Genomic DNA, 25,311 nt, shown 5'->3' with positions numbered 1-25,311 from the left:
AGGAGGCCGTCCTCAGTCGAGCAGCGAGGCGTCGGCGGGCGAGAGCCGGTCGGTGATCGTGTTCTTCTGGTGCCAGTAGGGGTAGAGCAGCGGCGTCGCGCTGACCTCGTCGAGGCGGGCGACCTCGTCGTCGGTCAGGGCGAGCTCGGCGGCGGCGAGGTTGTCGGCGAGCTGCTCCTCGGTGCGGGCCCCGACCACCAGCGAGGTGACGCCCGGCTTGCGCAGCAGCCAGGCGTTGGCCACCTGCGCGACCGAGACGCCGTGGGCGTCGCCGATCTCTGCGGCCACCTCGACGATGTCGTAGAGGCGCTCGCGGTCGTGCACCGGCGGCTCGGACCACTCGCCGAGGTGGCGCGAGGTCTCGGGGTCGTCCTGGCCGCGGCGGAACTTGCCCGAGAGCAGGCCGCCGGCGATGGGGCTCCACACGAGGATGCCGAGGCCCTGGTCGATCGAGACGGGGACCAGCTCGTTCTCGGCCTCGCGGGCCTGCAGCGTGTAGTGGATCTGCTGGGAGACGAAGCGCTGGAACTCGTGGCGCTCCGAGACCCCGAGCGCCTTCATGATGTGCCAGGCCGAGTAGTTCGAGCAGCCGATGTAGCGAATCTTGCCCTTGCTCACGAGGGTGTCCAGCGCCTCGAGGGTCTCCTCGAGCGGGGTCACGCCGTCCCAGCCGTGGAGCTGGAAGAGGTCGATGTGCTGCACGTCGAGGCGACGCAGGCTGTTCTCGACGCTGGCCACGATGTGCTGCCGCGAGGCGCCGCCCTCGTTCGGGCCGTCACCCATGGGGAAACGGCACTTGGTGGCGATCAGCAGGTCGTCGCGGTGGTTCTTCGTGGCCTGGCCGACGATCTCCTCGGACACGCCCGCCGAGTACATGTCGGCGGTGTCGACGAGGTTGACGCCGTGGTCGACGCACAGGTCGATCTGGCGGGTGGCGCCCTCGACGTCGGTGGCGCCGAGCTTGGAGAACCCGCCCTTGCCGCCGAAGGTCATCGTGCCCATGGTCATCGTCGAGACCTTCAGTCCCGACCGTCCGAGCGTGCGGTACTCCATGGCCACCGGATTCCCCCGCCCGGGCCGGCGGGAACGTGACACGCGCGAAGGCGAGGCGGGGCGGGGACGCAGTGGCCCCTGAGCGGGACCTGACGCGGTCCCGCCGTCAGGCCTCCGTCGGGAGCGCCATCGCGAGGACTCGGGCCGGCGCGCTGTCCGGGGCGGTGAGCACGTCGGTCTCCGCACCGGCCCGCCGCGCCGCCTGCACGACCTCCAGGACGAGGCCGACGCCGGCGCTCGCGAGGTAGCCGACGGCGCGCAGGTCGACCTCCAGCCGCGCACGGCCCTCGACGGGCCCGAGCATCGCGTCGCGGCAGGCGGCCGCCGCGGCGAGGTCCATGTCGCCGGTCAGCACGAGGCGACGCACCGCCCCGTCGTCCTCGACCGTGACGGCCGCGGGGGTGCCCGGCGGCGGCGCGACGACGTCGGCGGCGTCCGTCGCCCCGTCCGGCGTGCGGACTCCGGGCGGCTCCTCCGGGCCCGCGCCGACCATGCGGAACGAGACCTCGGTGCCGCCACCGGGCCGCGGCGTCACCTGCGCGTCCTCGGTGAGCTCCCGGACGATCTTCAGCCCGCGCCCGCGGTACCCGGGGTCGAGCGGCGCCGGGCGCCAGGTGCCACGGTCGCGGACGACGGCCTCGACGGCGCCGTCGGCGCGGCGGGCCAGCCGGACGTCGACCTGGCCGGACCCGTCGCCGTCGCGGTACGCGTGCTCCACGGCGTTCGTCGCGGCCTCGCCCAGCGCGAGCTGGAGGTCCTCGAAGGTGATCTCGGGCAGCCCCGCCGCCCGCGACCACCGGGTGACGCGGCGCCGCAGGAGCGCCAGGGAGTCGGGTCGGGCCGGGAGGTCGAGCTCCAGGGGCGGCGGCGCCAGCCGGGCGACGACGAGGGCCACGTCGTCCGAGCGGGAGTCGAGGTCGCGCAGCAGCGCGCTCGCCATCGGCCCCGGGCCGGCCGCCCGGTGCTGCTCGGCGGCCGCGGCGAGGCGGGCGAACCCCTCGTCGAGGGCCTCCCCGCGCCGCTCGACGAGGCCGTCGGTGTAGAGCACGAGGACCGCGCCCGGATCGAGGGTCGTCACGGCCTCACCGTGGTCGCGGTGCCCCGGAGGGAGACCGAGCAGCGGCCCGTGGCCCGCGGGGTCGTCGAGGTAGCGCACCGCTGCGCCGTCGGCGCCGACGAGCAACGCGGGCAGGTGACCGGCGCGGGCCCAGCGCAGCTCGCCGGTGCTCGTGTCGAGGGTCAGGCACATCGCGGTCGAGGCCCGCGAGCCCGGGATGCGCGAGGTCAGCCCGTCGAGCAGGCCCAGGGCCCGGGCGGGGCCGTGGCCGGCGAGCAGGTAGCCGGACAGGGCGGTGCGGAGCTGGCCCATGACCGCCGCGGCGCCGGTGCCCTGGCCGACGACGTCGCCGACGGCGATCGCGACGCGGTGCTCGTCGAGCTCGACGACGTCGTACCAGTCGCCGCCGGCCTGCGTGCCCGTGGCGCCGGGCAGGTAGCGCGCGGCGAGGCCGAGCCGGTCGAGCTCGGGCAGGCCCTGGGGCAGCAGGCTGCGCTGGAGGGTGTCAGCGATCTGGTGCTCGGCGCGGTAGAGACGGGCCCGGTCCAGCGCCATGGCGCAGGGCTCGGCGAGCGCCTCGAGGGTGATCCGCTCGGTGCGCAGCACGCGCGCGCGGTCGGGCAGGCCGACGCCGATCGCGCCGACCGTGGTGCCCGCCGCCACGAGGGGCAGGGCCACCGCCCCGCGCACCCCCTCGCGATGCAGGAGTGCGTGCAGGGCGGGGTCGCCGCGGTCCGGCGCGGGGTGGCCGGGGCCGCCGACCAGCCACAGCGCCTCGCCGCGCCGCACCGCGCTGCCGACCATCGTCGCCTGCTCCTGGCCGGCGGTGACGACGGGCGGGTCGATGTTGCGGGCCGCGAGCGGGGTCAGCGTGCGCGCGTCGGGTTCGTACTCGAAGACCGCGACGCGGGCCGACGCCCCGAAGAGCGCGCGGAGGTGCTCGACGGTCACGTCGGCCACCTCGATCGGGGTCGCCGCGGCCGAGAGCTCGCTGGTGGCCCGCTGCAGCAGCGACAGGCGCTCGGCGACCGCACGCTCCTCGGCGAGCAGCAGGGCGTTGTCCAGCGCGAGGGCGGCGCGCCCGGCGATCTCCTCGACGAGGTCGCGGTCCTCGTCGGTCCAGTCCGGGCCCTCGGGTGAGCGCTCGAGGGACAGGATCGCCACGGCACGGTCGCGGACCGTCAGCGGGAGGTGCAGCGCACCGGCCGCCGCGACCACCGCGCGGCGCGCCAGCGCGTCCCGCTCCCCGTCACCCACCGAGTCGGCCGAGAGCGGCTCGGCCACGCGGGAGCCGGAGGGCGCCTCGGTGCGGACGGCGACGCGGGCGGCGCCGGGCTGGCCCTCCTCGTCCACGGGACGGGCCGAGGCGCGCGCGGCGAGGCGGACCTCGACGAGCAGGCGCACCAGGAGCTCGAGCCGGTCGACGACCTCGGTCTCCCCGTCGAGCTCCGCGCCGATGCGGGCGAGCAGCCGCTGGCGGTCGGCCTCGAGGGCCCGGACGTTGACGTCGATGCAGCTGCCGACCCACCCCGACGGCCCGTCCTCGCCGGGCAGGGCGACGGCCTGCTCCACCACCCGGTGGTAGACGCCGTCGGCGCGCCGCAGCCGGTACTCGACCTCCCAGCCGAGACCCGCCGCCCTCGCCTCGGTGGTGATCGCGCGGTGCTGCTCCCGGTCGTCGGGGTGGAGGCCGTCGCGCCAGCCCTCGCCGAGGTCCTGGGCCGGGTCGCGGCCGGTGAAGCGCCGCCAGCCCGCGTTGTGGAACGTGCGGCCGCCGTCGGGATCGGCCACCCAGATCATCGCCGGCGCGAGGTCGGCCATCGCGGTGAAGCGGACCTCCGCCCGGCGGCGCGCGCGGCCGAGCTGCAGGTGCGCGTCCACGCGGGCGAGGAGCTCGGGGGCGGTGAAGGGCTTGACCAGGTAGTCGTCGGCCTGGGCCGCGAGCCCCTGGACGGCCTCCTCCTCCCCCGCCCGGGCCGAGAGCAGCAGGACCGGAACCCGTGCGGTCCGCTCGTCGGCGCGCAGGCCCGCGAGCAGGGCGAGGCCGTCGCGTCGGGGCATCATCACGTCGGAGACGACGAGGTCCGGCGGGTCGGCGAGCGCCGCCTGCAGCGCCTCCTCGCCGTCCGCGGTCAGGCGCACGTCGTGGCGCGGGGCGAGCAGGCGGCGCAGGTAGGACCGCATGTCGGCGTTGTCGTCGGCCACGAGGACGCGGCCCCGCGTGCTCTCGGCCGCGGGTGCGGGGGAGCCGGCGGGCACCTCGGGGGTCGGCAGCTCGGCGTCGGTCGACTCCGCGTCGTCGGGCAGCCAGCGCAGCGCCTCGGCGACGAAGGACTCGGCGTCCGGCGAGGGCTGAAGGGGCTCGGTGGTGGCGAGCTCCGGGGAGTCCGCCCCCACCGTCGGCGCCACGATCTCCATCCGGTGCGCCCGCCCGAACGGGATCGTCACCGTCATCGTGGTGCCCACACCGGGCTCGCTGGTCGCGCGGACCTCGCCGTCGTGCAGCCCGACGAGCTCCCGCACCAGCGCCAGGCCGATGCCGCTGCCCTCGCCGGAGCGCGCACCGGGGCTCTCGACACGGTGGAAGCGCTCGAACAGGCGCGGCAGCTCGTCCGCGGGCACCCCGACACCGGTGTCCTCGACGTGCAGGACCGCGGCGTCGGCGGTGGCCTCCACGCGCACCGAGACCCGCCCGTCGGCGGTGAACTTCAGGGCGTTGGACAGCAGGTTGAGGACGACCTTCTCCCACGCGTCCCGGTCGAGCAGGACCGGTCGGCCCACCGGCGGACAGTCGACGACGTAGTCGAGGCCCGCCCGCGCCATCGCGGACGCGAACACCGCCGCGAGCTCCGCGGTGGCCGAGCCGAGGTCGACGGGCACGGGGTGGGTCTGGCGACGGCCGGCCTCGAGCCGTGAGAAGTCGAGCAGGCTGTTGACCATCCGCCCGAGGCGCTGCCCGTTGCGGTGCACCACCTCGAGCTCGGCGCGCCAGCGCTCGGGGTCCACCTCGGGCGACGCGCGCAGCTCGGCGACCGGGCCCATGATCAGGGTCAGCGGGGTGCGGAACTCGTGGCTGACGTTGGAGAAGAAGTCGGTCTTCGCGCGGTCGAGCTCGGCGAGCGCCTCGGCGCGGCGCCGTTCGGCCTCGTAGCCGCCCGCGTGGGCGAGGCCCGCCGTGATCTGGCCGCCGAGCAGCTGCAGGAAGCTCGAGGTGCGCTCGTCGAACTCCCGGTGCGGGTTGAGGCCCGCGACGAGGACCCCGGCGACCTCCTCGCCCTCGACGCCCGACGCCGCCGCGAGCGGCACGAGCACCGCCTGTGTGGCCGGCCGGTCCCACGCCCCGTGGGGCAGGTCGCCGTCGACCCGGGCACCCAGGCCCTCGACGAGCACCGTCTCGCCCGCCCGCACCCGGTCCAGCGGCCAGGGACCGGTCCCGGGCTCGATCACCTCGGCCGCGATCGCGGAGCCGCGGGCCGCCCCCGCGCTCGCCGCCAGCCGCGCGGACCCGGCGTCGTCGTCGAACAGGTAGACGAGGCCGAACGGCAGGTCGCGGTCGGCGTCGACGAGCGTGTGCTCGACGGCGCGCAGCACCTCGTCCTCGGAGCGGGCACTGCCCATCGCGGTCGCGAGATCCCGCATGGTCGCCATCTGCCGGTCGCCGATGACACGGTCCGTGCTCTCGGTGACCACGCAGAGCATTCCGCGGATGGCGCCGTCGGTGTCGGCGAGCGGGCTGTACGAGAAGGTGTGGTACGTCTCCTCCGGATAACCGCTGCGTTCCAGGAAGAGCAGCAGGTCCTCGTCCCAGGTCGCGACGCCCGTCTCGAGCACCGACGCGATGCGCGGCCCGATGTCCGGCCAGATCTCCGACCACATGACGTGGGCCGGCTTGCCCAACGCCCAGGGGTGCTTCGACTGCAGCGTGTCGCGCCAGTACGCGTCGTTGTAGAAGCACGTGAGGTCGGGGCCCCAGGCCATCCACATCGAGAAGCGCGTGGTCAGGAGCATCTGCACGACGGTGCGCAGCGGGGTGGGCCAGCTCTCCGGCTCGCCGAGGGGCGTGGCGCTCCAGTCGACCGACGCCATGTCGGCGCCGACGCGGCCGCCGCCCGCGAACAGGGCACGCGTGCCGGGGTCAGCATCGCCGCCCATCGACCACCCCCGTGCACCGTCCTGCCCGGACCCCGTCCGCCCGCGCGTCCATCATCCCGGCTCCCCGCCACGCATGCGACGTCGGCCCGTCGGGAACGATCGCTCCCGTGGCACACGAGTTCGCGGTGTGGGCCCCCGACCGTACGGCGGTCGGACTGGTCCTCGACGACCGGATCGAGACGATGACGACGGGAGCGGACGGCTGGTGGTCGGTCACCGTGCCCGACGCCGGCCCGGGGACGGACTACGCGTTCGCCCTCGACGGCGGTGAGCCGCTGCCCGACCCGCGCTCGCGGTGGCAGCCGCACGGGGTGCACGCCCCCTCCCGGCTCGTCGAGGTCGAGCCCTCCCCCGCCGACGCGGCCTGGACCGGCCGGTCCCTGCCGGGGTCGGTGATCTACGAGATGCACGTCGGCACGTTCACCGAGGGCGGCACGTTCGCCGACGCGGAGGAGCGGCTGGACCACCTCGTCGATCTCGGGGTCGACTTCGTCGAGGTCCTGCCGGTCAACGCCTTCGACGGCACGCGGGGCTGGGGCTACGACGGCGTGCTCTGGTACGCGGTCACCGAGAACTACGGCGGGCCCGTGGGGTTCCGGCGGTTCGTCGACGCCTGCCACGCCCGGGGGCTCGGCGTCGTGCTCGACGTCGTCTACAACCACCTCGGGCCGTCCGGGGCCTACCTCGACCGCTTCGGGCCCTACTTCCTCGGCGAGAACGTCTGGGGTCCGTCGCTGAACCTCGACGGGCCGGGCTCGGACACCGTGCGGCGCTACATCCTCGACAACGTCACGATGTGGCTGCGCGACTACGGCGTCGACGCCCTGCGCCTCGACGCCGTCCACGCCCTGCGCGACGCCCGGGCGACCCACCTGCTCGAGGAGATGGCGCAGCACGTGGCGACGCTGTCGGCGCACCTGCGCCGCCCGCTGACCCTCATCGCCGAGTCGGACCTCAACGACCCGCGCCTGATCACGCCACGCGAGGCCGGCGGGTACGGGCTGGACGCGCAGTGGTGCGACGACATCCACCACGCCCTGCACTCGGCGCTCACCGGCGAGACCCAGGGCTACTACGCCGACTTCGGCGCGTTCTCCGTCCTCGCCGACGTCCTGCACCACCCGTTCCACCACGCCGGCACCTGGTCGAGCTTCCGCGGGCGCACCCACGGCCGGCCCGTCGACACGCTGACGACCCCCGGCCACCGGTTCCTCGCCTACCTCCAGGACCACGACCAGATCGGCAACCGCGCCGCGGGCGATCGGCTGTCGGCCACCGTGTCGCCGGGCCTGCTGGCCTGCGGGGCGGCGCTGGTGCTCTGCTCGCCGTACACGCCGATGCTGTTCATGGGCGAGGAGTGGGGCGCGTCGACGCCGTGGGCGTTCTTCGTCGGCTTCGAGGACCCCGCGCTGCAGGATGCCGTGCGCGAGGGGCGTCGCGGGGAGTTCGCCGAGCACGGCTGGGGCGCCTCCGACGTGCCCGACCCGACGGCGCTCTCGACGTTCGAGGACTCGCGGCTCGACTGGACGGAGATCGATCGCGAACCCCACGCCTGGCTGCTCGGGGTGCACCGGGAGCTGATCGCCCTGCGCCGCGCCCACCCCGAGCTCACCGACCCCCACCTCGACCGGGTGCGGGTGGACGCCGACGCGGACGCCCGCACGCTCGTCGTGCACCGCGGCGACCTGCGGCTGGCGGTCAACCTGGGCGAGGCCCCGGCGACGCTCCCGGTGGCGGCGCGCGAGGTGCTCTGCGCGCCGTCGGGCGTCGACACGGCCGCCGACTCCCTGACCCTGCCGGCGGCGTCCTTCGCACTGACCCGTTCGGGAGGCTGACTCTCAGATCACCGACGGGTCGGCGTCCCCGAGGTCCGAGCCGCTCTCCGAGCTCGCTCCGTCGTCGGGGTCGCCGCTCCCGTCGTCACCGCCGTCGCGACCGCCGGAGTCGCCGCCGGAGTCGCCGCCGGTCTCGTCGCCCTCCTGACCGCCGGGGTCGCCGCCCTCGTCACCGCCGTCGCGGGCCTCGTCGTGGCCGTCGTCGTGGCCCTCGCCGCGGTCGCCCCCGACGGTCCGGCCCTCGTCGCCGCCCTCGTCGCCGGGGTCGGAGCCGCGGTCGTCGGAGGCGTCCTCGCGGGACTCCCCGGTCGCGGGCGCGCCGCGCTGCGCGTCGCCGCCACCCGTCGCGTCACCTGCGCGATCGGCCGTGCGCAGACCGCCCGCGCCCGACCCGGGCTCCGTCGGGACCGGCGAGGGCGTCCTGACCGGCGAGGGCGTGACGGCGGGTGTCCACGGCATGCCCGGCACCACCGCGATCGGCGCGCCGATCTCCGGGAGGCCGGACCGCATCGGAGTCGTGTCGACACTCGCGAACGACGTGCTCCCGTCCGCCTGCCCGCCCCAGAAGTGGAGGACCTCGCCGACACCGGCCGCGCCGCCCACGACGGCACCCACCGCCAGGGCGCCGGCGGCCACCGTCAGCCCGGCCCGCCGCCGGAACGCGGCCGGGGCCCGCTCCGGCGCGGACGCCGACCCCGTGAGCAGGGCGGGGTCGAGGAGCGCGTCGTCGGCCGCGCCGGGACCGACCGGCACGACGGGACTCCCCCACCCGGACGGGCGGCTCGCGGTGGTGCCCCCGTGCCGCAGCGCCTCGTTCACCTCGGCCGCCGACGGTCGCGCCGCGGGGTCGTCGGCGGTCATCTGCACCAGCAACGCGTCGAGCTCGTCCGGCACCGGCCCGGGCCCCTCGTCGCCGCTCGGCCCCGTGAGCGCGGCGCGCAGGGTCACGCCCAACCCGTGGACGTCGGCCGCCGGACCACGCTCCTCCGTGAGGGCTCCGCGGCCCACCGTGAGGCCGGACAGGTCGACCAGCTCCGCGAGCCCGAGATCGGTCAGCATCGGGCGGCCCTCAGGCCCGAGCACGACGTTGCCGGGTCGCACGTCCCCGTGCGCCACGTGGCGGGCGTGGACGTACGCCAACGCCGCGCTGAGGTGCGCGCCCAGGGGCGCGACCGCCCGGAGCGCCAGCGGCCCCCGGCGGAGCCGGGCGGCGAGGGACGGCCCGTCGACGAGCTGCGTGACCAGGTAGGCCCGGTCGCCCTCGGTACCGGCGTCGTAGAGCACGGCCAGCCCGGGGTGGTGCAGCTGCGTCACGGCGGCGACCTCGCGGCCCAGCGGGGCCCGGGTCCGCGCGCTCGTACCCGACGGGAAGAGCTTCACCGCCACCGGTCGCTGGAGCAGGCGGTCGTACCCGCGGTGCACCGTCGCGATCGATCCGGTGCCGACGAGGGCGCCCACCTCGTAACGGTCGGCGACCACCTCGGGGACGGACCGGTCGTCACGGGGACGGGGAGAACGGGCGGACGAACCCAGCACGCGATGCCTCCACGGGGCGAAGAAACGCGAGCGGCTGGCTCGTTCAACCGGACAGACCCGTGTACCCGCCGTGACGACATCACACGTGTGTGTTCTGCCTGACGGTGATGCGATCGCGGCGCGCCCGGACGCCGAGCCGCTACAGCAGCGGCACGAACGACACCGGCATGAACCGCTCGACGCGGCCGTCGCGGCGCATCCGGACGAGGTCACCGCGGCGGCCGTGGCCCACGGGGCAGACGAGGACGCCGCGGTCGGTGAGCTGGCCGAGCAGCGTCGCCGGCACCTCGCCCTCGGCCATCGCGGCCACGGAGATCGCGTCGAAGGGTGCCTTGTCGGGGGCGCCGGCGCGCCCGTCGCCGTGGCGGACCTCGACGTGGTGGCCGGTGGCCGCGAGCGCGGCGCGGGCCCCGGCGGCGAGCGAGGGGTGGTACTCGATGCTGATCACCTCGCGCGCGCACCGCGAGAGCACCGCGGCGGCGTACCCGCTGCCGGTGCCCACCTCGAGCACGCGCTCGCGGCCGGTGAGCTCCAGCAGGGCGGCCATCGCCCCCACCATCGCGGGCGCGGAGATCGTCTGGCCGCACGCGATCGGCAGCGGCCCCGGGCCGTAGGCCTCGTCCGCGCGGTGCGCGGGCACGAACCGGTGGCGCGGCACCTCGAGCATCGCCCGCAGGACCCGCGAGTCGGTGACCCCCTGCCGGCGCACCTCGGCGACCATCGCCCGGCGACGACGCGCGCGGTAGCTGGCCACACCGGAACGCTTCCGCACCGGCGACGCGCCGGTCAACGGCTCACGGCCGGAAGGCCTCGATGTCGGCGGCGAGCTCCTCCGCGGGGACGGGGAGCACCGTGGGCGGCAGGACGACGGGGCTGCCGAGGCGCCCCGCCTGGGCGCGCCCGACGCGGGCGCGGGACGGGGTGGTGCGGGCGAGGACGGCCTCGGGGTCGCGCACCCCGATCACGACCATCCCGCCGCCGCGGGCGGGCAGGACGTCGATCGACCCGAGCTCGGACCACGGCAGGAACCCGGCGACGACGATCGACCCGCCGTCGTCGATGCCCTCGGGGGTGACGACGAGCAGGGGTCGGCCCCGCAGCAGGCGCAGCGCCGCGCGCACCGTGCCGACCGCGAAGAAGACGATCAGCACGAGGCCGAGCACCAGGCTCGCCGTGCCCCCGAGCGTCGCCAGCCAGATGCCGGCTGCGAGCCCGACGACGCCCGTCGCCAGCGCCAGCGCGGGGGCGGTGCGGGGTGCGCGGACCTCCAGCCGGTCGGGCTCGCGGACCAGGGCTGATCTCCCGACGCTCACGCACACCACCGCTTGTGCTCGGCGCGCAGGTCGCGGTCGGCGACGGCCACCAGGCCCGCGGCCCGGGCCCGGTCGGACGCGCGCGCCGTGGTGTCCGCGTCCGCGACGTCGCTCGGCAGCCACACGGCGTGTCCCCCGACGCCCGCGACCTCCTCGATCACGGCGTCCCAGGCCCCCGGCGCCCGGCAGACCACGACGAGGTCGGGCGCCGGGACGTCGGCGAGCGTCGGTGCGCAGAGCCGCCCGAGGGTCTCGACGACGTGGGGGTTGACGAGGTCGACGGTCCACGCGGTGCGGTCGAGCAGGTAGGCGCCGAGCCGGAAGCTGGGCCGGTTGAAGCGGTCGGAGACCCCGAGCAGCGCCACCCGGCGCACGCCGGCCAGGAGCGCGTCCACGGCGGCGTCGTCCAGCGCTCCGGTGGTCACGTCGTCCATCCTCCCGCAGCCAGGTGAGCGGAGTCCGTGCCCATCGGCCCGAACTTCGCTCCCGAGGAACGGTTGCGGCGGCGTGCGGCGGCGCCCAGAGTCGTCCGGTGGCCACGGTCGACCTGTCCCCGCCCCGCACGCGTCCCCGGACCCCCGAGGAGGAGCTCCAGCGGGCGCTGGCCGAGCGGGTGGACGGCGAGGTCCGGTTCGACGCCGGCTCGCGCGCCGCGTACGCGGTCGACTCCTCGAACTACCGCCAGGTCCCGATCGGTGTGGTCGTCCCGCGCTCGATCGACGCCGGCGTCGAGGCCCTCGCCGTGTGCCGCGAGCACGACGTCCCGGTGCTCTCCCGCGGCGGCGGCACGAGCCTCGCCGGGCAGTGCTGCAACGCCGCCGTGGTGATCGACTGGTCGAAGTACTGCACGCGGATCGTGTCGGTCGACGAGGACGCGCGCACCTGCGTCGTCGAGCCCGGCATCAAGCTCGACGACCTCAACGCCGCGCTGCCCGGCCGCCTGATCTACGGCCCGAAGCCCGCGACGCACGTCAGCTGCACCCTCGGCGGGATGATCGGCAACAACTCCTGCGGGTCCACCGCGCAGACCTTCGGCAAGGTCGCCGACAACGTGCGCCGCCTGGAGGTGCTCACCTACGACGGCCTGCGGATGTGGGTGGGTCCCACCTCCGAGGAGGAGTACGCCGCGATCCAGGCCGAGGGCGGGCGGCGCGCGGAGATCTACCGGGGCCTGCGGGCGATCGCCTCCGACCACGCCGCGCTGGTGGCCGAGCGCTTCCCCGACATCCCCCGCCGCGTCTCGGGCTACAACCTCGACGACCTCGTGCGCGGCCCCGACACGGACGGCACCGGCTTCGACCTCGCCCGCGCCCTGGTGGGCTCGGAGTCGACGCTGGTGACGGTGCTGCACGCCGAGCTCGACCTCGTGGTCGAGGCGCCGCACACCGCGCTGGTGGTGCTCGGTTTCCCCGACGTCGTCGCGGCCGCGCGCTGCGTCGACGCGATCCTCCCGCACACCCCGCACTTCCTGGAGTGCATCGACCGCGTCATCGTCGAGTTCGAGCGCGCCAAGGGCGTGCACCAGCGGGCGATGGCGGCGATGCCCGAGGGCCACAGCTGGCTCATGGCCCAGATCCGCGACGACGACCCCGAGCGGGTCACCGAGCGTGCGCGGGCCCTGGCCGCCGATCTCGAGCACCACGGCCCGTCGGTCCTCACCGTCACCGACCCCGTCGAGCAGGCCGAACTGTTCGGCATCCGCGAGTCCGCGCTCGCCGTGTCGGCCCGCGACCCCCGCACCGGGCAGGACAACTACGAGGGCTGGGAGGACGCGGCGCTGCCGACCGATCGGCTCGCGGACTACCTCGCCGAGTGGGTCGCGCTCCTCGACGAGTACGGCTTCACCGAGGGCACCGCGATCTACGGGCACTTCGGGCACGGCTGCATCCACACGCGCATCCCGTTCGAGCTCGGCTCCGTCGCCGGCGTCGCGTCCTACCGCTCGTTCATGGAGCGCTCGGCGGACCTGTGCGTGAAGTACGGCGGGTCGCTCTCGGGCGAGCACGGCGACGGGCAGTCGCGCGGCGAGCTGCTCGAGCGGATGTACGGCCCCGAGCTCGTGGCGGCGTTCGAGTCGGTCAAGGCGCTGTTCGACCCGCGGAACCGGATGAACCCCGGCAAGGTCGTCCACCCCTACCGGCTCGACGAGCACCTGCACGTCGGACCCGACTACGACCCCGCCGACCCGGCCTCCGCGTTCGCCTACCCGTCCGACGACGGCAGCTTCACCCGCGCCGTCGAGCGCTGCATCGGCGTCGGACGCTGCCGGCGCACCGAGGGGGACGTCATGTGCCCCTCGTACCGGGTCACCGGCGAGGAGCACCACTCGACGCGCGGCCGCGCGCGGCTGCTGTGGGAGATGCTGCGCGGGCACGAGGACTCGCCGATCACCGACGGCTGGCGCTCCACCGAGGTCCGCGACGCCCTGGACCTGTGCCTGGCGTGCAAGGGCTGTCTGTCGGACTGCCCGGTCAACGTCGACATGGCGACCTACAAGGCCGAGTTCCTGCACCACCACTACGAGGGCCGCCAGTGGCGCCGCCCGCGCTCGCACCTGTCGATGGGCTGGCTGCCGGCGCTCGCCCGCGTCGCGTCACCGCTCGCCCCGCTGGTCAACCGGATCACGTCGTCCCGGGCGGCGGGGCTGCTCAAGAAGGCCGGCGGCATCGACGAGCGCCGCTCGATCCCCGTGTTCGCCACCCCGCGGTTCACGCACTGGTTCCGCGAGCGCGGCTCGCGCGGCTCCGGGGAGCGCGGCGAGGTGCTGCTCTGGCCGGACACGTTCACCGAGTTCCTCCACCCCCGCGCCGGCGCCGACGCCGTCCGCGTGCTCGAGGCGGCGGGCTTCACGGTGCGGGTCCCGGAGCAGGAGCTGTGCTGCGGCCTGACGTGGGTGACGACGGGCCAGCTCGACGTCGCCGCGAAGGTCCTCGGCCGGACGCTGGACGCCCTGGCGCCGGCCGTGGGCGACGGGATGCCGATCGTGGGGCTCGAGCCGAGCTGCACCGCGGTGTTCACCGACGACGCGCCGAACCTGCTGCCCGGGCCCCGCGCCGACGCGATCGCCGCGGCGACGACGACCCTCGGGCGGCTGCTGGCCGAGCGCGCGCCGGACTGGGCGCCGCCCGGGCTCGCCGGGCGCGAGGTGATGGTCCAGCAGCACTGCCACCAGCACGCCACCGGCGGCTACGGCGCGGAGGTCGACCTCCTGCACCGCGCCGGCGCCGAGGTGGAGGTGCTCGACTCCGGCTGCTGCGGGCTCGCCGGCAACTTCGGGTTCGAGCAGGGGCACTACGAGGTGTCCGTGGCCTGCGGCGAGCAGGTGCTGCTCCCCCGGGTGCGGGCGGCCGACGCGAGCACCGCGGTGGTCGCCGACGGCTTCTCCTGCCGCACCCAGATCGACCAGCTCACCGAGCGCCGCGGCGATCACCTCGCGTCCCTGCTCGCGTCCGGTCTCCCCGACGACGAGTTCCTCCCCTGGCCTTCGTGAGCGATCCTGGGGTCTCCAGGCCCGAAGCTCGCTGACAGGAGACGGGGGACCGACGATGGCGATCGCGGTGGAGACCACCTTCCACGGGGTCACGCTGACCGAGTACGACGACCTGCTCCGGCGGCTCGACTTCCGGCGCGGCGGCGACTCCGAGCCCGGCTGCCTGTTCCACTACACGATCCCGACCGACGACGGGTTCCGTGGCGTCGACGTGTGGGAGTCGGTCGAGGCGTTCGAGCGGTTCGTCGGCGGACGGCTCGCGCCCGTCCTCGAGAACCTCGGGATCGACCGCCCCGAGGTCGCGATGTCCGAGATCCACAACTACCTCATCGCGCCTCCGGAGCGCCGCGGCTAGGACAGAGCGGTGCGCACGCGGTCGAGGGCCTCGGTGAGGACGGGGCGGGACATGGCGAGGTTGAGGCGCATGCCCCCACGCCCGGCCTCCCCGCACGCCGCGCCGTCGGTCATGACCACGCCCGCCTCGCGGGTGAAGAAGGCCGACGGGGGCTCGTCGAGGCCCAGACCAGCCCCGAGACCCCGGCCGTCGAGCCACGCGAGGTAGGTCCCCTCGGGGACGGTCACCTCGAGCCCCGGCAGGTCGGCGGACGCGAGCAGGGCGCGGTTGCCGTCCAGGTAGGCGAGCACGTCGTCGAGCCAGCCCCGGGCGTCGCGGTAGGCCGCGGTGGTCGCCAGCACCCCGGGCGTCGCAGTGCCGTGCTCGGCGAGGTAGCCGGTGGCCTCCCAGTGCGCGGCGTCGGCGTCGTTCGACAGGATCACCTGCCCGCACTTGAGCCCCGGGGTGTTCCAGGCCTTGGACGCCGAGGTCGCCGTGACGGTGTGCCCCGCGGCGGCCTCCGACGTCGCGGCGTAGGGCCGGTGGCGGTGGGCGTCGAACGTCAGCGGCGCGTGGATCTCGTCGCTGAACACCCGCCCGCCGTGGCACTCGACCACCTCGGTCACCGCGGCGAGCTCGTCGACGTCGAACACGCGGCCCGTCGGGTTGTGCGGGTTGGTCAGCACCAGCAGGCCCGCGCCGTCGGCGAACGCCCGGCCGATCGCGTCGAGGTCGAGCACGAACCGCGCGCCGTCGCGGGCCATCGGCACCTGGACCATTTCCCGGCCGAGCATGGCCGGCACGGTGAGGAAGGGCATGTAGGCCGGGGTCGGCAGCACGATCGCGCTGCCGGGCCGGGTGAAGTGACGGACGGTCGCGGTGAACGCGGTGAGCACGTCGGGCACGGGGCGCACGCGGGCCGGGTCGGGCGCCCAGCCGAGCCGCTCGCCCCAGAACGCCGACGTCGCCGCGGCCATGTCGGCCACCCAGTCGTCGGGCAGGTAGCCGAACCGCGACCCGTCGGCCGAGGTGCGCACCGCGTCGGCCACGACGTCGGCGACCGGGTAGTCCATCTCGGCGACGAACGCCCCGATCAGGCCCTCGCGCTCGCCGCGTCGCCACGAGCCGGGCGTCGACCACTTCCAGGAGCCGCCCGCCCGCATGTGCGCGGCGGTGAGGGCGTCGAACCGGTGGGAGGTGGCGGTCACGCCCGTCGATGATGCCATCGACGGCTCAGCGCGCGTCCTCCCCGATCTTGTGGACGCGCAGCAGGTTGGTCTTGCCGACGGTGCCGGGCGGCGAGCCGGAGACGATCACGACGAGCTCGCCGGCGGCGAAGCGCCCGATCTCCAGCAGCGACGCGTCGACCTGGCGGATCATCGCGTCCGTGGTGTCCGCCCAGGGCACGAGGAAGGTCTCGACGCCCCAGCTCAGCGCGAGCTGGCTGCGGACCTCGGGGATCGGCGAGAACGCCAGCACCGGCAGCCGGGTGTGCAGGCGGGCGAGGCGGCGCACGGTGTCGCCGGTGCGCGTGAACGCCACCAGCGCGCGGGCGTTGAGGCGTTCCCCGATGTCGCGCGCGGCGGTGGTGACCACACCGCGCTGGGTGCGCGGGACGTGCTGGATTGGCGGCACCGACGCCGGGCCGACCTCGACCGCGGCGACGATCCGGGACATCGTCTGGACCGTCTCGATGGGGTAGTCGCCGACGCTGGTCTCGCCGGAGAGCATCACGGCGTCGGCGCCGTCGAGCACGGCGTTGGCGACGTCGGACGCCTCGGCGCGGGTCGGCCGGAAGTTGTGGATCATCGACTCGAGCATCTGCGTCGCGACGATCACCGGCTTGGCGTTCTCGCGCGCGATCTGCACCGCGCGCTTCTGCACCAGCGGGACGTCCTCGAGCGCGAGCTCGACGCCGAGGTCGCCGCGGGCGACCATGATCGAGTCGAAGGCGAGGACGATCGCCTCGAGCGCGTCGACGGCCTCGGGCTTCTCGATCTTCGCGATCACCGGGAGGCGCGAGCCGTACTCGTCCATGATCTTGTGGACGAGCTCGGCGTCGGCGGGCGAGCGCACGAAGGACAGCGCGATCATGTCGACGCGCAGGCCGAGCGCGAAGCGCAGGTCGGCCTCGTCCTTGTCGCTCATCGCGGGCACCGACACCGCGGTGTGGGGCAGCGAGATGCCCTTGTTGTCCGAGACCCGGCCGCCCTCGATCACGCGGCAGACGACGTCGCGGCCCTCGACGGCGCTGACCTCGAGGGCGACGTTGCCGTCGTCGATGAGCAGCGACTCGCCGGGACGGGCGTCGTCGGCGAGGCCCTTGTACGTGGTGCCGACGCGGTCGTGGGTGCCCGCGACGTCCTCGGTGGTGATCGTGACCGTCTCGCCGGTGGCCCACATCTGCGGACCGTCGGCGAACCGACCGAGACGGATCTTCGGCCCCTGCAGGTCGGCGAGGATGCCGACCGCGCGCCCCTCGGTGTCGGCCGCCTCGCGCACGAGGCGGTAGATCCGTTCGTGCTCGGCGTGCTCGCCGTGGCTGAAGTTGAGGCGGGCCACGTCCATACCGGCGCGCACGAGGTCACGGATGGCCTCGGGCGTCGACGTCGACGGCCCCAACGTGCACACGATCTTCGCTCGTCGGCTCACGGCCCTCATCGTATCCCGCTCTGCACCGATCCAGCAGTGGCCGGGCGCCAGAGAACGTCCCGCGCCCCCCGCGACTACGGTGTGCCGGTGACCCTGCCGACGATCGGAGCGGATCCCCCGGACGGCGCCGGCGAGGGCGGAACGACCGCAGCTGGGGGCGGCGTCCTGCTCCAGGCGCGCAAGCGCTGGGAGGTCCCGCCGGCCCTGGAGATCGCCACCGCGCTCGCGTGGCGCCTGCTCCTGCTGGGTGCGGCGATCCTGGTCGTCATCTACGTCCTGGGCCTGCTCGGGGCCGTCGTGGTGCCCGTCGTCCTCGCGCTGATCGCGGCCTCCCTGCTCGCCCCGTCCGCGCACGCCCTGTCGCGCATCCGGTGGCTGCCGCACGCCGTGGCCACCGCGATCGTCATCGTCAGCGGCGTCGCCGTCGTCGGCGGCGTGTTCTACGGCGTCGGGCTGGCCTTCGTCTCGGGCCTCCCGGAGCTGTCGTCGCAGCTGCTCGCCAGCGTGGCGGGCATCCAGCAGTGGCTGCGCACCGGCCCGCTCGAGCTGAACAACGAGCAGTTCACCGAGGTCGGCAACCAGCTCTTCGCCTACCTCCAGTCCAGCCAGGCGACGCTCGCGCAGAGCGCCCTCGGCGCGGTGAGCACCGTGGGCGAGGTCCTCACCGAGCTCCTGCTGGCCCTCTTCACGCTGATCTTCTTCGTCTACAACGGCGGCACGGTCTGGCGCTTCGTCCTCGGTGCGATCCCGCGCCAGGCCCGCGACCGCGCCGACATCGCCGGACGGCGCGCCTTCGCCTCGCTCGTCGGCTACACCCGCGCGACGATCCTCGTCGCCGCCGCCGACGCGATCACCGCGGGCGTCGGGCTGTGGCTGATCGGCATCCCGCTGCCGGTGCCGCTGGCCGCGCTCATCTTCTTCGGCGCCTTCGTCCCGACCCTCGGCGCCGTCGTCTCCGGCGTCGTCGCGGTGCTCGTCGGCCTGGTCAGCGGCGGCATCACCGACGCCCTGCTCGTCGTCCTGCTGCTCGTGCTGGTGCAGAACCTGGAGGGCTACATCCTCCAGCCCCTGCTGCTCGGGCGGTCGATCAAGCTCCACCCGCTGGCCGTCGTGCTGCCGATCGCCTGCGGCCTCGTGCTGGCCGGCATCGCCGGGGCCCTGCTCGCGGTCCCGCTCGTCACGGTGATCGACGCCGGGGTCCGCTCGCTCACGCGCCCCTCCGACGGCCCGGGGCTCGACCCGGAATCGGTCGACGCCCTCGACCCCCGCTCCGCCCGCCCCGACTGGCACAGCGACGAGCAACCCCCGCGCAACCTCGTCGGCCGCGCCGTCGACGCCTTCCGCGCACGGTCGTCGTCGGCCTGACACCAGCCGTGGCGGCGGGCGGTCCGGAGCGTCAGCTCGCGGAGGTCACCCGGTAGACGTCGTAGACGCCCTCGACGTTGCGGACCGCCTTGAGCACGTGGCCGAGGTGCTTGGGGTCGCCCATCTCGAACGAGAAGCGGCTGACGGCGACGCGGTCGCGCGAGGTGGTGACCGACGCGGACAGGATGTTGACCTTCTCGTCGGCCAGCACCTTCGTGATGTCGGAGAGCAGCCGGTGCCGGTCGAGGGCCTCGGCCTGGATCGCGACGAGGAACAGCGCGCTGGACGACGACGCCCAGTGCACGTTGACCAGACGCTCGGGCTCGCTGCGCAGCTCGTCGGCGTTGGTGCAGTCGGTGCGGTGCACGCTGACGCCGCCGCCGCGGGTGACGAACCCCAGGATGCCGTCGCCGGGCACCGGCGTGCAGCAGCGCGCCAGCTTGATCCAGACGTCGCCGGCGGAGTCGTCCATGTCGTCGATGACGACGCCGACGTCGCCGGTCCCGCGCCGGCGCTGGACCGTGGAGGGCGTGGCGCGGTCGGCCAGCTCCTCCTCGTTCTGCTCGACGCCACCGAGCAGCGCGACGAGCCGCTGGACGACGTGGCGCGCCGAGACGTGGTGCTCGCCGACCGCGGCGTAGAGCGCGGAGACGTCGGCGTAGCGCAGCTCGTGGGCCAGGGCACCCATCGAGTCGCCCGAGACGAGGCGCTGCAGCGGCAGGCCGGTGCGCCGCGCCTCGCGGGTGATGGCCTCCTTGCCGCCCTCGATCGCCTCCTCGCGGCGCTCCTTGGCGAACCACTGCTTGATCTTCTGCTTGGCCCGCGGCGAGGCGACGAAGCCCAGCCAGTCGCGCGACGGACCGGCGCCCTCGGCCTTCGACGTGAAGATCTCGACGACCTCGCCGTTCTCGAGCTCGCGCTCGAGGGCGACCAGCCGGCCGTTGACCCGGCTGCCGATGCAGCGGTTGCCGACCTCGGTGTGCACCGCGTAGGCGAGGTCGACCGGGGTCGACCCGCTGGGCAGCGTGATGACGTCGCCCTTCGGCGTGAAGACGAAGATCTCGCGGGTGGCGAGGTCGTAGCGCAGCGACTCGAGGAACTCCCCCGGGTCCGCCGCCTCCCGCTGCCAGTCCAGCAGCTGGCGCATCCACGCCATCTCGTCGAGCTCGAGGGTGCCATCGCCGGTCGAGCCGTTCGCACCGTTCGACGAGCCCTTGTGGGCCCCCTTGGGGGTCTCCTTGTAGCGCCAGTGCGCCGCGATGCCGTACTCGGCGGTGCGGTGCATGTCGTGGGTGCGGATCTGCACCTCGAGCGGCTGCCCGTCCGGGCCGATCACCGTGGTGTGCAGCGACTGGTAGACGCCGAAGCGCGGCTGGGCGATGTAGTCCTTGAACCGCCCGGGCATCGGCTGCCACAGGGCGTGGACCATGCCCATCGCGGCGTAGCAGTCGCGCACGTCCTCGACGAGCACGCGCACGCCGACGAGGTCGTGGATGTCGTCGAAGTCCTTACCCTTGACGATCATCTTCTGGTAGATCGAGTAGTAGTGCTTCGGCCGCCCGAGGACCTCGGCCTTCACCCGGGCCTCGGTGAGCTGGCCGGAGACCTCGTCGATCACCGAGCGCAGGTAGGTGTCGCGGCTGGGCGCGCGGTCGGCGACGAGGCGGACGATCTCGTCGTAGCGCTTGGGGTGCAGGATCGCGAACGCGAGGTCCTCGAGCTCCCACTTGACCGTCGACATCCCCAGCCGGTGGGCCAGCGGCGCGAGCACCTCGAGGGTCTCGCGGGCCTTCTTGGCCTGCTTCTCCGGCTTGAGGAACCGCATCGTGCGCATGTTGTGCAGCCGGTCGGCCAGCTTGATGACGAGCACGCGCGGGTCGCGCGCCATCGCCACGACCATCTTGCGGATCGTCTCCGCCTCGGCCGCGGCGCCGAGCTGGACCTTGTCGAGCTTGGTGACGCCGTCGACGAGGTGCGCGACCTCGGCGCCGAAGTCGGAGGCGAGCTTCTCGAGCGAGTAGTCGGTGTCCTCGACGGTGTCGTGCAGCAGGGCCGCGACCAGCGTCGTCGTGTCCATCCCGAGCTCGCCGAGGATCGTCGCGACGGCCAGCGGATGCGTGATGTACGGGTCGCCGCTCTTGCGCATCTGGCCGTCGTGCGAGCGCTCGGCCGTGTCGTAGGCCCGCTGCAGCGTGGCCATGTCGGCCGACGGGTGGAGCTCGCGGTGCACCGCGGCCAGCGGCTCGAGCACCGGCTTGACCACGCCCGAGCGCTGGGCGGTGATCCGGCGGGCGATGCGGGCGCGCACCCGGCGCGTCGCCGAGGGCGGGCGGGTGGCACTGACCGGCGGGGCGGGCGAGAGACCTGCGGACTCGAGGACCGCGTCCTCGCGCGTGCCCCGGTCGTCGTCGGTGCCGTCCGACGGGGCGGGTTCGGTGGCCAGGGGTGTGCCCGTGGCGTCGACGTGCTGGCTCACGCGTCGTCCCCTTCCCCTCCGGGCGGCGGGCGGGGCCTGCGCCCACCCGTGTCCGGAATCCATCCAGGATATCCCGGCATCGGCGGGGTGTCCGGTCGGTGGCGGCCCGATCGGACGATCGGTCGTCCACGATCGGTACGCGTGGGTGAGGGTGGCCCACTCGGCCGGTCACGACCGGGCGCGCGCGACGGGCGGTCGGTCAGTGGTCGGTGGAGCGCCGGTCAGCGCGCGAGCAGCGCGTGGACGTCGTGGCCGCCCAGGCGCGCGCGGCCCTCGAGGGCCGGCAGCTCGAGCACCACCGAGAACGCCGCGACGACCGCCCCGGCACCCTCGACCAGCTGGCACGCCGCCGCCGCGGTGCCGCCGGTGGCGAGCACGTCGTCGACGAGCAGCACCCGCGTGCCGGGGTGCAGCACGTCGGCGGGCAGCTCGAGGGTGGCGGAGCCGTACTCGAGGTCGTAGGTCCGCCGCGCGGCGACCGCGGGCAGCTTGCCCTCCTTGCGCACGGCGACGACGCCCACGCCCAGCGAGTGGGCCACGGCCGCGCCGAGCAGGAAGCCGCGGGCCTCGATCCCGACGACGACGTCGACCCCGGTCCGCACCGCCGGGGCCGCGAGCAGCCGCGTGGTCGCGGCGAGCCCCGGCCCGTCGGCGAGCAGGCCGGTGAGGTCCCAGAACCGGATCCCGGGTGTCGGGAAGTCCGGGACCTCGCGCAGCAGGCTCGCCACCAGGTCGAGATCGGTCACGTCGAGATCGGCGAGGTCGTCGTCGGGTGCGTCGCTCGCGGTGCTCACTTGCGGCGCTTGCCCGACGGGCGCCCGCTGCGGCCCGTGGGACGGGCACCGGGACGCGGGGCCACGGCCCGGCCGTCGCTGTCGCGGGCGCCCGAGCTCCGGACCCCGGCACCGGCCGCCGCGACCTCGCGGGTGTTCAGGACATCCGTCGACGGGCCGTTCGCGGCCGCCTCGGCGCCGTCCCCGCCCTCGGTGCGCCGGGCGTTCTTGGCCCGGCGGGCGGCGACCTTCTCGGCCTGCGCGGCCCACTGCTTGTTGCGCATCGCGAGGTCGACCACGATCGGCGTCGCGAGCAGCACCGACGAGGCCGCACCGATGACCGTGCCGACGAGCTGGACGAGCGCGAGGTCGCCCAGCACGCCGACACCGAGCAGCACGACGCCGATGACGAACAGCCCGATCAGCGGGAGCGCGGCGATCAGCGAGGTGTTGAGCGAGCGCATCAGCGTCTGGTTGACCGCGAGGTTCGCGGCCTCGGCGTAGGTGCGTCTCGTGAGGCCGAGCAGACCGCGGGTGTTCTCCCGGACCTTGTCGAACACGACCACCGTGTCGTACAGCGAGAAGCCGAGGATCGTGAGCAGGCCGATGACCGTGGCCGGCGAGACCTCGAAGCCGACCAGCGAGTACACGCCCGCGGTGATGATGATGTCGTTCGCGAGGGCGATCAACGCCGCGAGCGCCATCCGCCGCTCGAAGTAGAACGACAGGTAGATCGTCACGAGCACGAGGAACACCGCGAGCGCGATGAGCGCCTGCCGGGTGATCTCGCCGCCCCAGCTCGCGCTGACCGCGCTGTCGGAGATCGCGTCCGGGTCGGGCGTGCCGGTGACGCCCAGCGGCTGGAACTGGTCGAACAGGGCCTGGCGGAGCACCACGACCTGACCGACGCCGAGGCGCTCGGAGCGGATGATGATCGTCGACGTCGCGCCCCGGCCCGCGCTCTGCACCGACGTGGCCGGGATGTCGACGGCCTCGGCGAAGACCTGCTCGACCTGCTCGGTGGCGATCGGACCGCCCGCGCCGACGGCCGGCATCTGGACGCTCGTGCCGCCCTCGAAGTCGATGCCGAAGTTGAAGCCCCGGATCGCCATCGACAGGATGCAGATGATCAGCGCGACGCCGAAGACCGCGTACCAGGTCTTCGAGCGCCCGACGATGTCGATGCCGCCGTTGCCGCGGTAGAGCGAGTCGAGGCGGCTGCGGCGCCGCGGGCGGGAGCCCTCGTCCCGCTCCTCGGGGGCGTCCGCGGCGGCCTCCCCGGTGGGCTCGTCGTCGACGTCCGCCCCGTCGTCCGCCTGGTCGTCCCTCAGGTCGTCCCGGACCTCGTCCCCGGGCGGGGCGTCCTCGGCGCGACGGCGCCCGCCCGTCCGGCCGTTGCCGCGGCCGGCGGGTCCGTTCGTGTCGCCGCTGGTCACGGCATCGGTGCGGCGGTTGTTCGGGCCGCTGGTGGACCTGGTCATCGGGCACCCCCACGTCCGGCGCGGTCACGGCCGGTCTCGGTGCGGGATCCCGGGCGGCTCGAGCCCCCGCGGGTGCCCGTCCCGCTCCCGGCCGGGCGGCGCCCGCCCGCGCGTGGTGGACCGGAGCGGGATCGCGGCGCGTGGCGCACCGCCTCGCCCAGGCCGGACCACGCGGGACTGGCGAACAGGCGCGAGTTCGACGCGAGGGCGAGCAGCGGGTGCGTCACGAGGAACACCACGACCAGGTCGAGGACGGTGGACATGCCCAGCGTGAACGCGAAGCCCTTCACCTGGCCGACGGCGAGGACGTAGAGCACCACCGCCGCCAGGAAGCTCACGGCGTCGCCGGAGAGGATCGTGCGTCGGGCCCGGACCCACCCGCGCGGTACCGCGGACCGGAAGCTGCGACCGTCGCGGACCTCGTCCTTGATCCGTTCGAAGAAGATGACGAACGAGTCCGCCGTGATGCCGATGGCGACGATGAAGCCGGCGACACCGGCGAGGTCGAGGGTGAAGCCGATCCCCCGCCCGAGCAGCACGAGGACGGCGTACACGACGAGCCCGGACAGGATGAGCGACAGGATCGTCAGCACGCCGAGCGCGCGGTAGTAGAAGAGCGAGTAGAGGAACACCAGCGCCAGGCCCACGAGTCCCGCGATCAGGCCGGCCTGCAGTGACGCCAGCCCGAGCGTGGCCGACACGGTCTGCGCCTCGGACGTGTCGAACGACAGCGGCAGCGAGCCGTAGCGCAGGACGTTGGCGAAGTCGGTGGCCGACGCCTGGTTGAAGTTGCCGGAGATCTGCGCGTTGCCGTCGAGCAGGGGCTGGACGATCCGCAGCGCGGAGACGACCTGCGAGTCGAGGACGACGGCGTTCGAGTTGTTGACGTTCGCGCTGGTGTAGTCGGCCCACGTGTCCGCGGCCTGGCCGCCCTTGAACGCGAGGTTGATGATCCAGCCGACGCCCTGGGGGTTGGGGTTCGGCTGCGCGCTCGCGACGTCGGTGCCCGAGAGGATCGCGGGCCCGAGCAGGTACTTCTCCGTGCCCTCCCGGTTGCACGAGACCAGGGGCCGCGCCGGGTCGTCGTAGCCGCGCAGGGGGTCCTCGACGGCGCAGTCCAGCGCGAGCGCCGCCTGCTCCTGCACCGCCGGGTCGTCGCTCTGGCGCGTCGCCTTCGCCTCGGCGATGGCCTGGGCCAGGCGCGGGTCCTGCGACGTCGCGTTCGGGTCACCCCCCGGAGGGGGCGTCGGGACCGGGGGCTGCTGCTGCCCGACGGCGTCGAGCGGCACGCTCTGCCCGGCGGGGGCCTGGCCAGGCGTGCCGGCGCCGGTCGGCCCGCCGGGTGCTCCCGGCGCTGTGGCTCCCGGCTGTCCCGGTTGACCCGGTTGGGGGCCCGCCGGGATCGGTCCGCCGAGCACGGGGCGGAAGTACAGCCGCGCCGTCTGGCCGAGCGAGCGCGCCTGGTCGCCCTCCTGGCCGGGCACCGTGATGACGAGGTTGTTGCCGTCCTGCACGACCTCGGCGCCGCTGACGCCGAGCCCGTTGACGCGCTGGTCGATGATCTGGCGCGCCAGGTTGAGCTGGTCGGGCGTCGGCGCGGCGCCGGTCTCGGTGCGCGCCGTCAGCGTGACCCGGGTGCCGCCCTGGAGGTCGATGCCGAGCTTGGGCTTCGGCGAGCCGTCCCCGGTGAAGAAGACCAGTCCGTAGAGCGCGGCCACCACCACGACGAAGGCGGCCAGATAGCGCCCGGGCGAGAATCGGACGGTCGGAGGGGCCACGCTGCGTTGCTCCAGT

The 25,311-nt window shown here is 74.5% G+C and carries 16 protein-coding genes; 4 read left to right on the top strand and 12 right to left on the bottom strand.

Translation table 11 applies throughout. From position 1 onward, the window contains the following. Nucleotides 1-12: 12 nt before the first annotated feature. Together PH191_RS24025 and PH191_RS24020 are read right to left on the bottom strand one after the other, a co-directional pair. Nucleotides 13-1,053 (bottom strand): aldo/keto reductase, encoded by a 1,041-nt coding sequence (locus PH191_RS24025; RefSeq protein WP_274197155.1) that lies wholly within the window; start codon nt 1,051-1,053, stop codon nt 13-15. 106 nt (nt 1,054-1,159) lie between these two features. Next, on the bottom strand, nt 1,160-6,262 hold the full coding sequence (locus PH191_RS24020) for a SpoIIE family protein phosphatase (RefSeq protein WP_274197154.1): 5,103 nt from the start codon (nt 6,260-6,262) through the stop codon (nt 1,160-1,162). A 107-nt stretch (nt 6,263-6,369) separates the two neighbouring features. Here PH191_RS24020 and treZ point away from each other — a divergent pair, with 107 nt between their 5' ends. Further along, nucleotides 6,370-8,097, top strand: coding sequence for a malto-oligosyltrehalose trehalohydrolase (gene treZ, locus PH191_RS24015; protein ID WP_274197153.1), 1,728 nt, complete (start codon nt 6,370-6,372; stop codon nt 8,095-8,097). A gap of 3 nt (nt 8,098-8,100) precedes the next feature. On the opposite strand, the gene PH191_RS24010 is transcribed toward treZ, so the two are convergent. The 4 genes from PH191_RS24010 to PH191_RS23995 all read right to left on the bottom strand — a co-directional run bounded on the left by PH191_RS24010 (nt 8,101) and on the right by PH191_RS23995 (nt 11,371). Beyond that, nucleotides 8,101-9,633: a serine/threonine protein kinase gene (locus PH191_RS24010; RefSeq protein ID WP_274197152.1), complete on the bottom strand. Its 1,533-nt coding sequence runs from the start codon at nt 9,631-9,633 to the stop codon at nt 8,101-8,103. Nucleotides 9,634-9,772: 139 nt separating this feature from the next. Continuing rightward, complete coding sequence (locus PH191_RS24005; protein WP_274197151.1) at nt 9,773-10,387, bottom strand: protein-L-isoaspartate(D-aspartate) O-methyltransferase; 615 nt, start codon at nt 10,385-10,387, stop codon at nt 9,773-9,775. A 40-nt stretch (nt 10,388-10,427) separates the two neighbouring features. Beyond that, entirely contained in the window at nt 10,428-10,946 is a 519-nt protein-coding gene (locus tag PH191_RS24000) for an STM3941 family protein (protein ID WP_274197150.1), read from the bottom strand. Further along, nucleotides 10,943-11,371, bottom strand: a complete 429-nt coding sequence (locus PH191_RS23995) for a CoA-binding protein (protein ID WP_274197149.1) — start codon at nt 11,369-11,371, stop codon at nt 10,943-10,945. The genes PH191_RS24000 and PH191_RS23995 overlap by 4 nt, the downstream gene beginning before the upstream one ends. Before the next feature lie 107 nt (nt 11,372-11,478). Here PH191_RS23995 and PH191_RS23990 point away from each other — a divergent pair, with 107 nt between their 5' ends. Beyond that, on the top strand, nt 11,479-14,436 hold the full coding sequence (locus tag PH191_RS23990; protein ID WP_274197148.1) for an FAD-binding and (Fe-S)-binding domain-containing protein: 2,958 nt from the start codon (nt 11,479-11,481) through the stop codon (nt 14,434-14,436). A 55-nt stretch (nt 14,437-14,491) separates the two neighbouring features. Further along, nucleotides 14,492-14,791 (top strand): hypothetical protein, encoded by a 300-nt coding sequence (locus PH191_RS23985; protein WP_274197147.1) that lies wholly within the window; start codon nt 14,492-14,494, stop codon nt 14,789-14,791. On the opposite strand, the gene PH191_RS23980 is transcribed toward PH191_RS23985, so the two are convergent. Beyond that, nucleotides 14,788-15,978: a MalY/PatB family protein gene (locus PH191_RS23980; protein WP_274197146.1), complete on the bottom strand. Its 1,191-nt coding sequence runs from the start codon at nt 15,976-15,978 to the stop codon at nt 14,788-14,790. The two genes, PH191_RS23985 and PH191_RS23980, sit on opposite strands and share 4 nt — an antisense overlap. Before the next feature lie 25 nt (nt 15,979-16,003). Next, on the bottom strand, nt 16,004-17,422 hold the full coding sequence (gene pyk, locus PH191_RS23975; RefSeq protein WP_274197145.1) for a pyruvate kinase: 1,419 nt from the start codon (nt 17,420-17,422) through the stop codon (nt 16,004-16,006). 87 nt (nt 17,423-17,509) lie between these two features. Between pyk and PH191_RS23970 the strand changes: the two genes are divergently transcribed. Next, complete coding sequence (locus PH191_RS23970; RefSeq protein WP_274197144.1) at nt 17,510-18,787, top strand: AI-2E family transporter; 1,278 nt, start codon at nt 17,510-17,512, stop codon at nt 18,785-18,787. A gap of 31 nt (nt 18,788-18,818) precedes the next feature. On the opposite strand, the gene PH191_RS23965 is transcribed toward PH191_RS23970, so the two are convergent. From PH191_RS23965 to secD, 4 genes are all read right to left on the bottom strand, one after another. Beyond that, the gene (locus PH191_RS23965; RefSeq protein WP_420791841.1) at nt 18,819-21,326 is read right to left on the bottom strand and encodes a RelA/SpoT family protein; all 2,508 of its coding nucleotides are present in this window, start codon (nt 21,324-21,326) and stop codon (nt 18,819-18,821) included. 158 nt (nt 21,327-21,484) lie between these two features. Next, a complete protein-coding gene (locus PH191_RS23960; RefSeq protein WP_274197142.1) occupies nt 21,485-22,057 on the bottom strand; it encodes an adenine phosphoribosyltransferase in 573 nt (190 codons plus the stop codon). Continuing rightward, nucleotides 22,054-23,517, bottom strand: a complete 1,464-nt coding sequence (gene secF / locus PH191_RS23955) for a protein translocase subunit SecF (protein WP_274197141.1) — start codon at nt 23,515-23,517, stop codon at nt 22,054-22,056. Before secF ends, PH191_RS23960 begins: the two co-directional genes overlap by 4 nt. Next, entirely contained in the window at nt 23,514-25,295 is a 1,782-nt protein-coding gene (secD, locus tag PH191_RS23950; protein ID WP_274197140.1) for a protein translocase subunit SecD, read from the bottom strand. Before secD ends, secF begins: the two co-directional genes overlap by 4 nt. Between the last annotated feature and the right edge of the window lie 16 nt (nt 25,296-25,311).

Origin of the sequence: Actinomycetospora callitridis (assembly GCF_028737265.1) — a bacterium.
In the GTDB taxonomy this organism is placed as follows: domain Bacteria; phylum Actinomycetota; class Actinomycetes; order Mycobacteriales; family Pseudonocardiaceae; genus Actinomycetospora; species Actinomycetospora callitridis.
The sequence above is the reverse complement of the archived record's forward strand: the minus strand, read 5'-3'. Positions and strand labels throughout refer to the sequence as shown.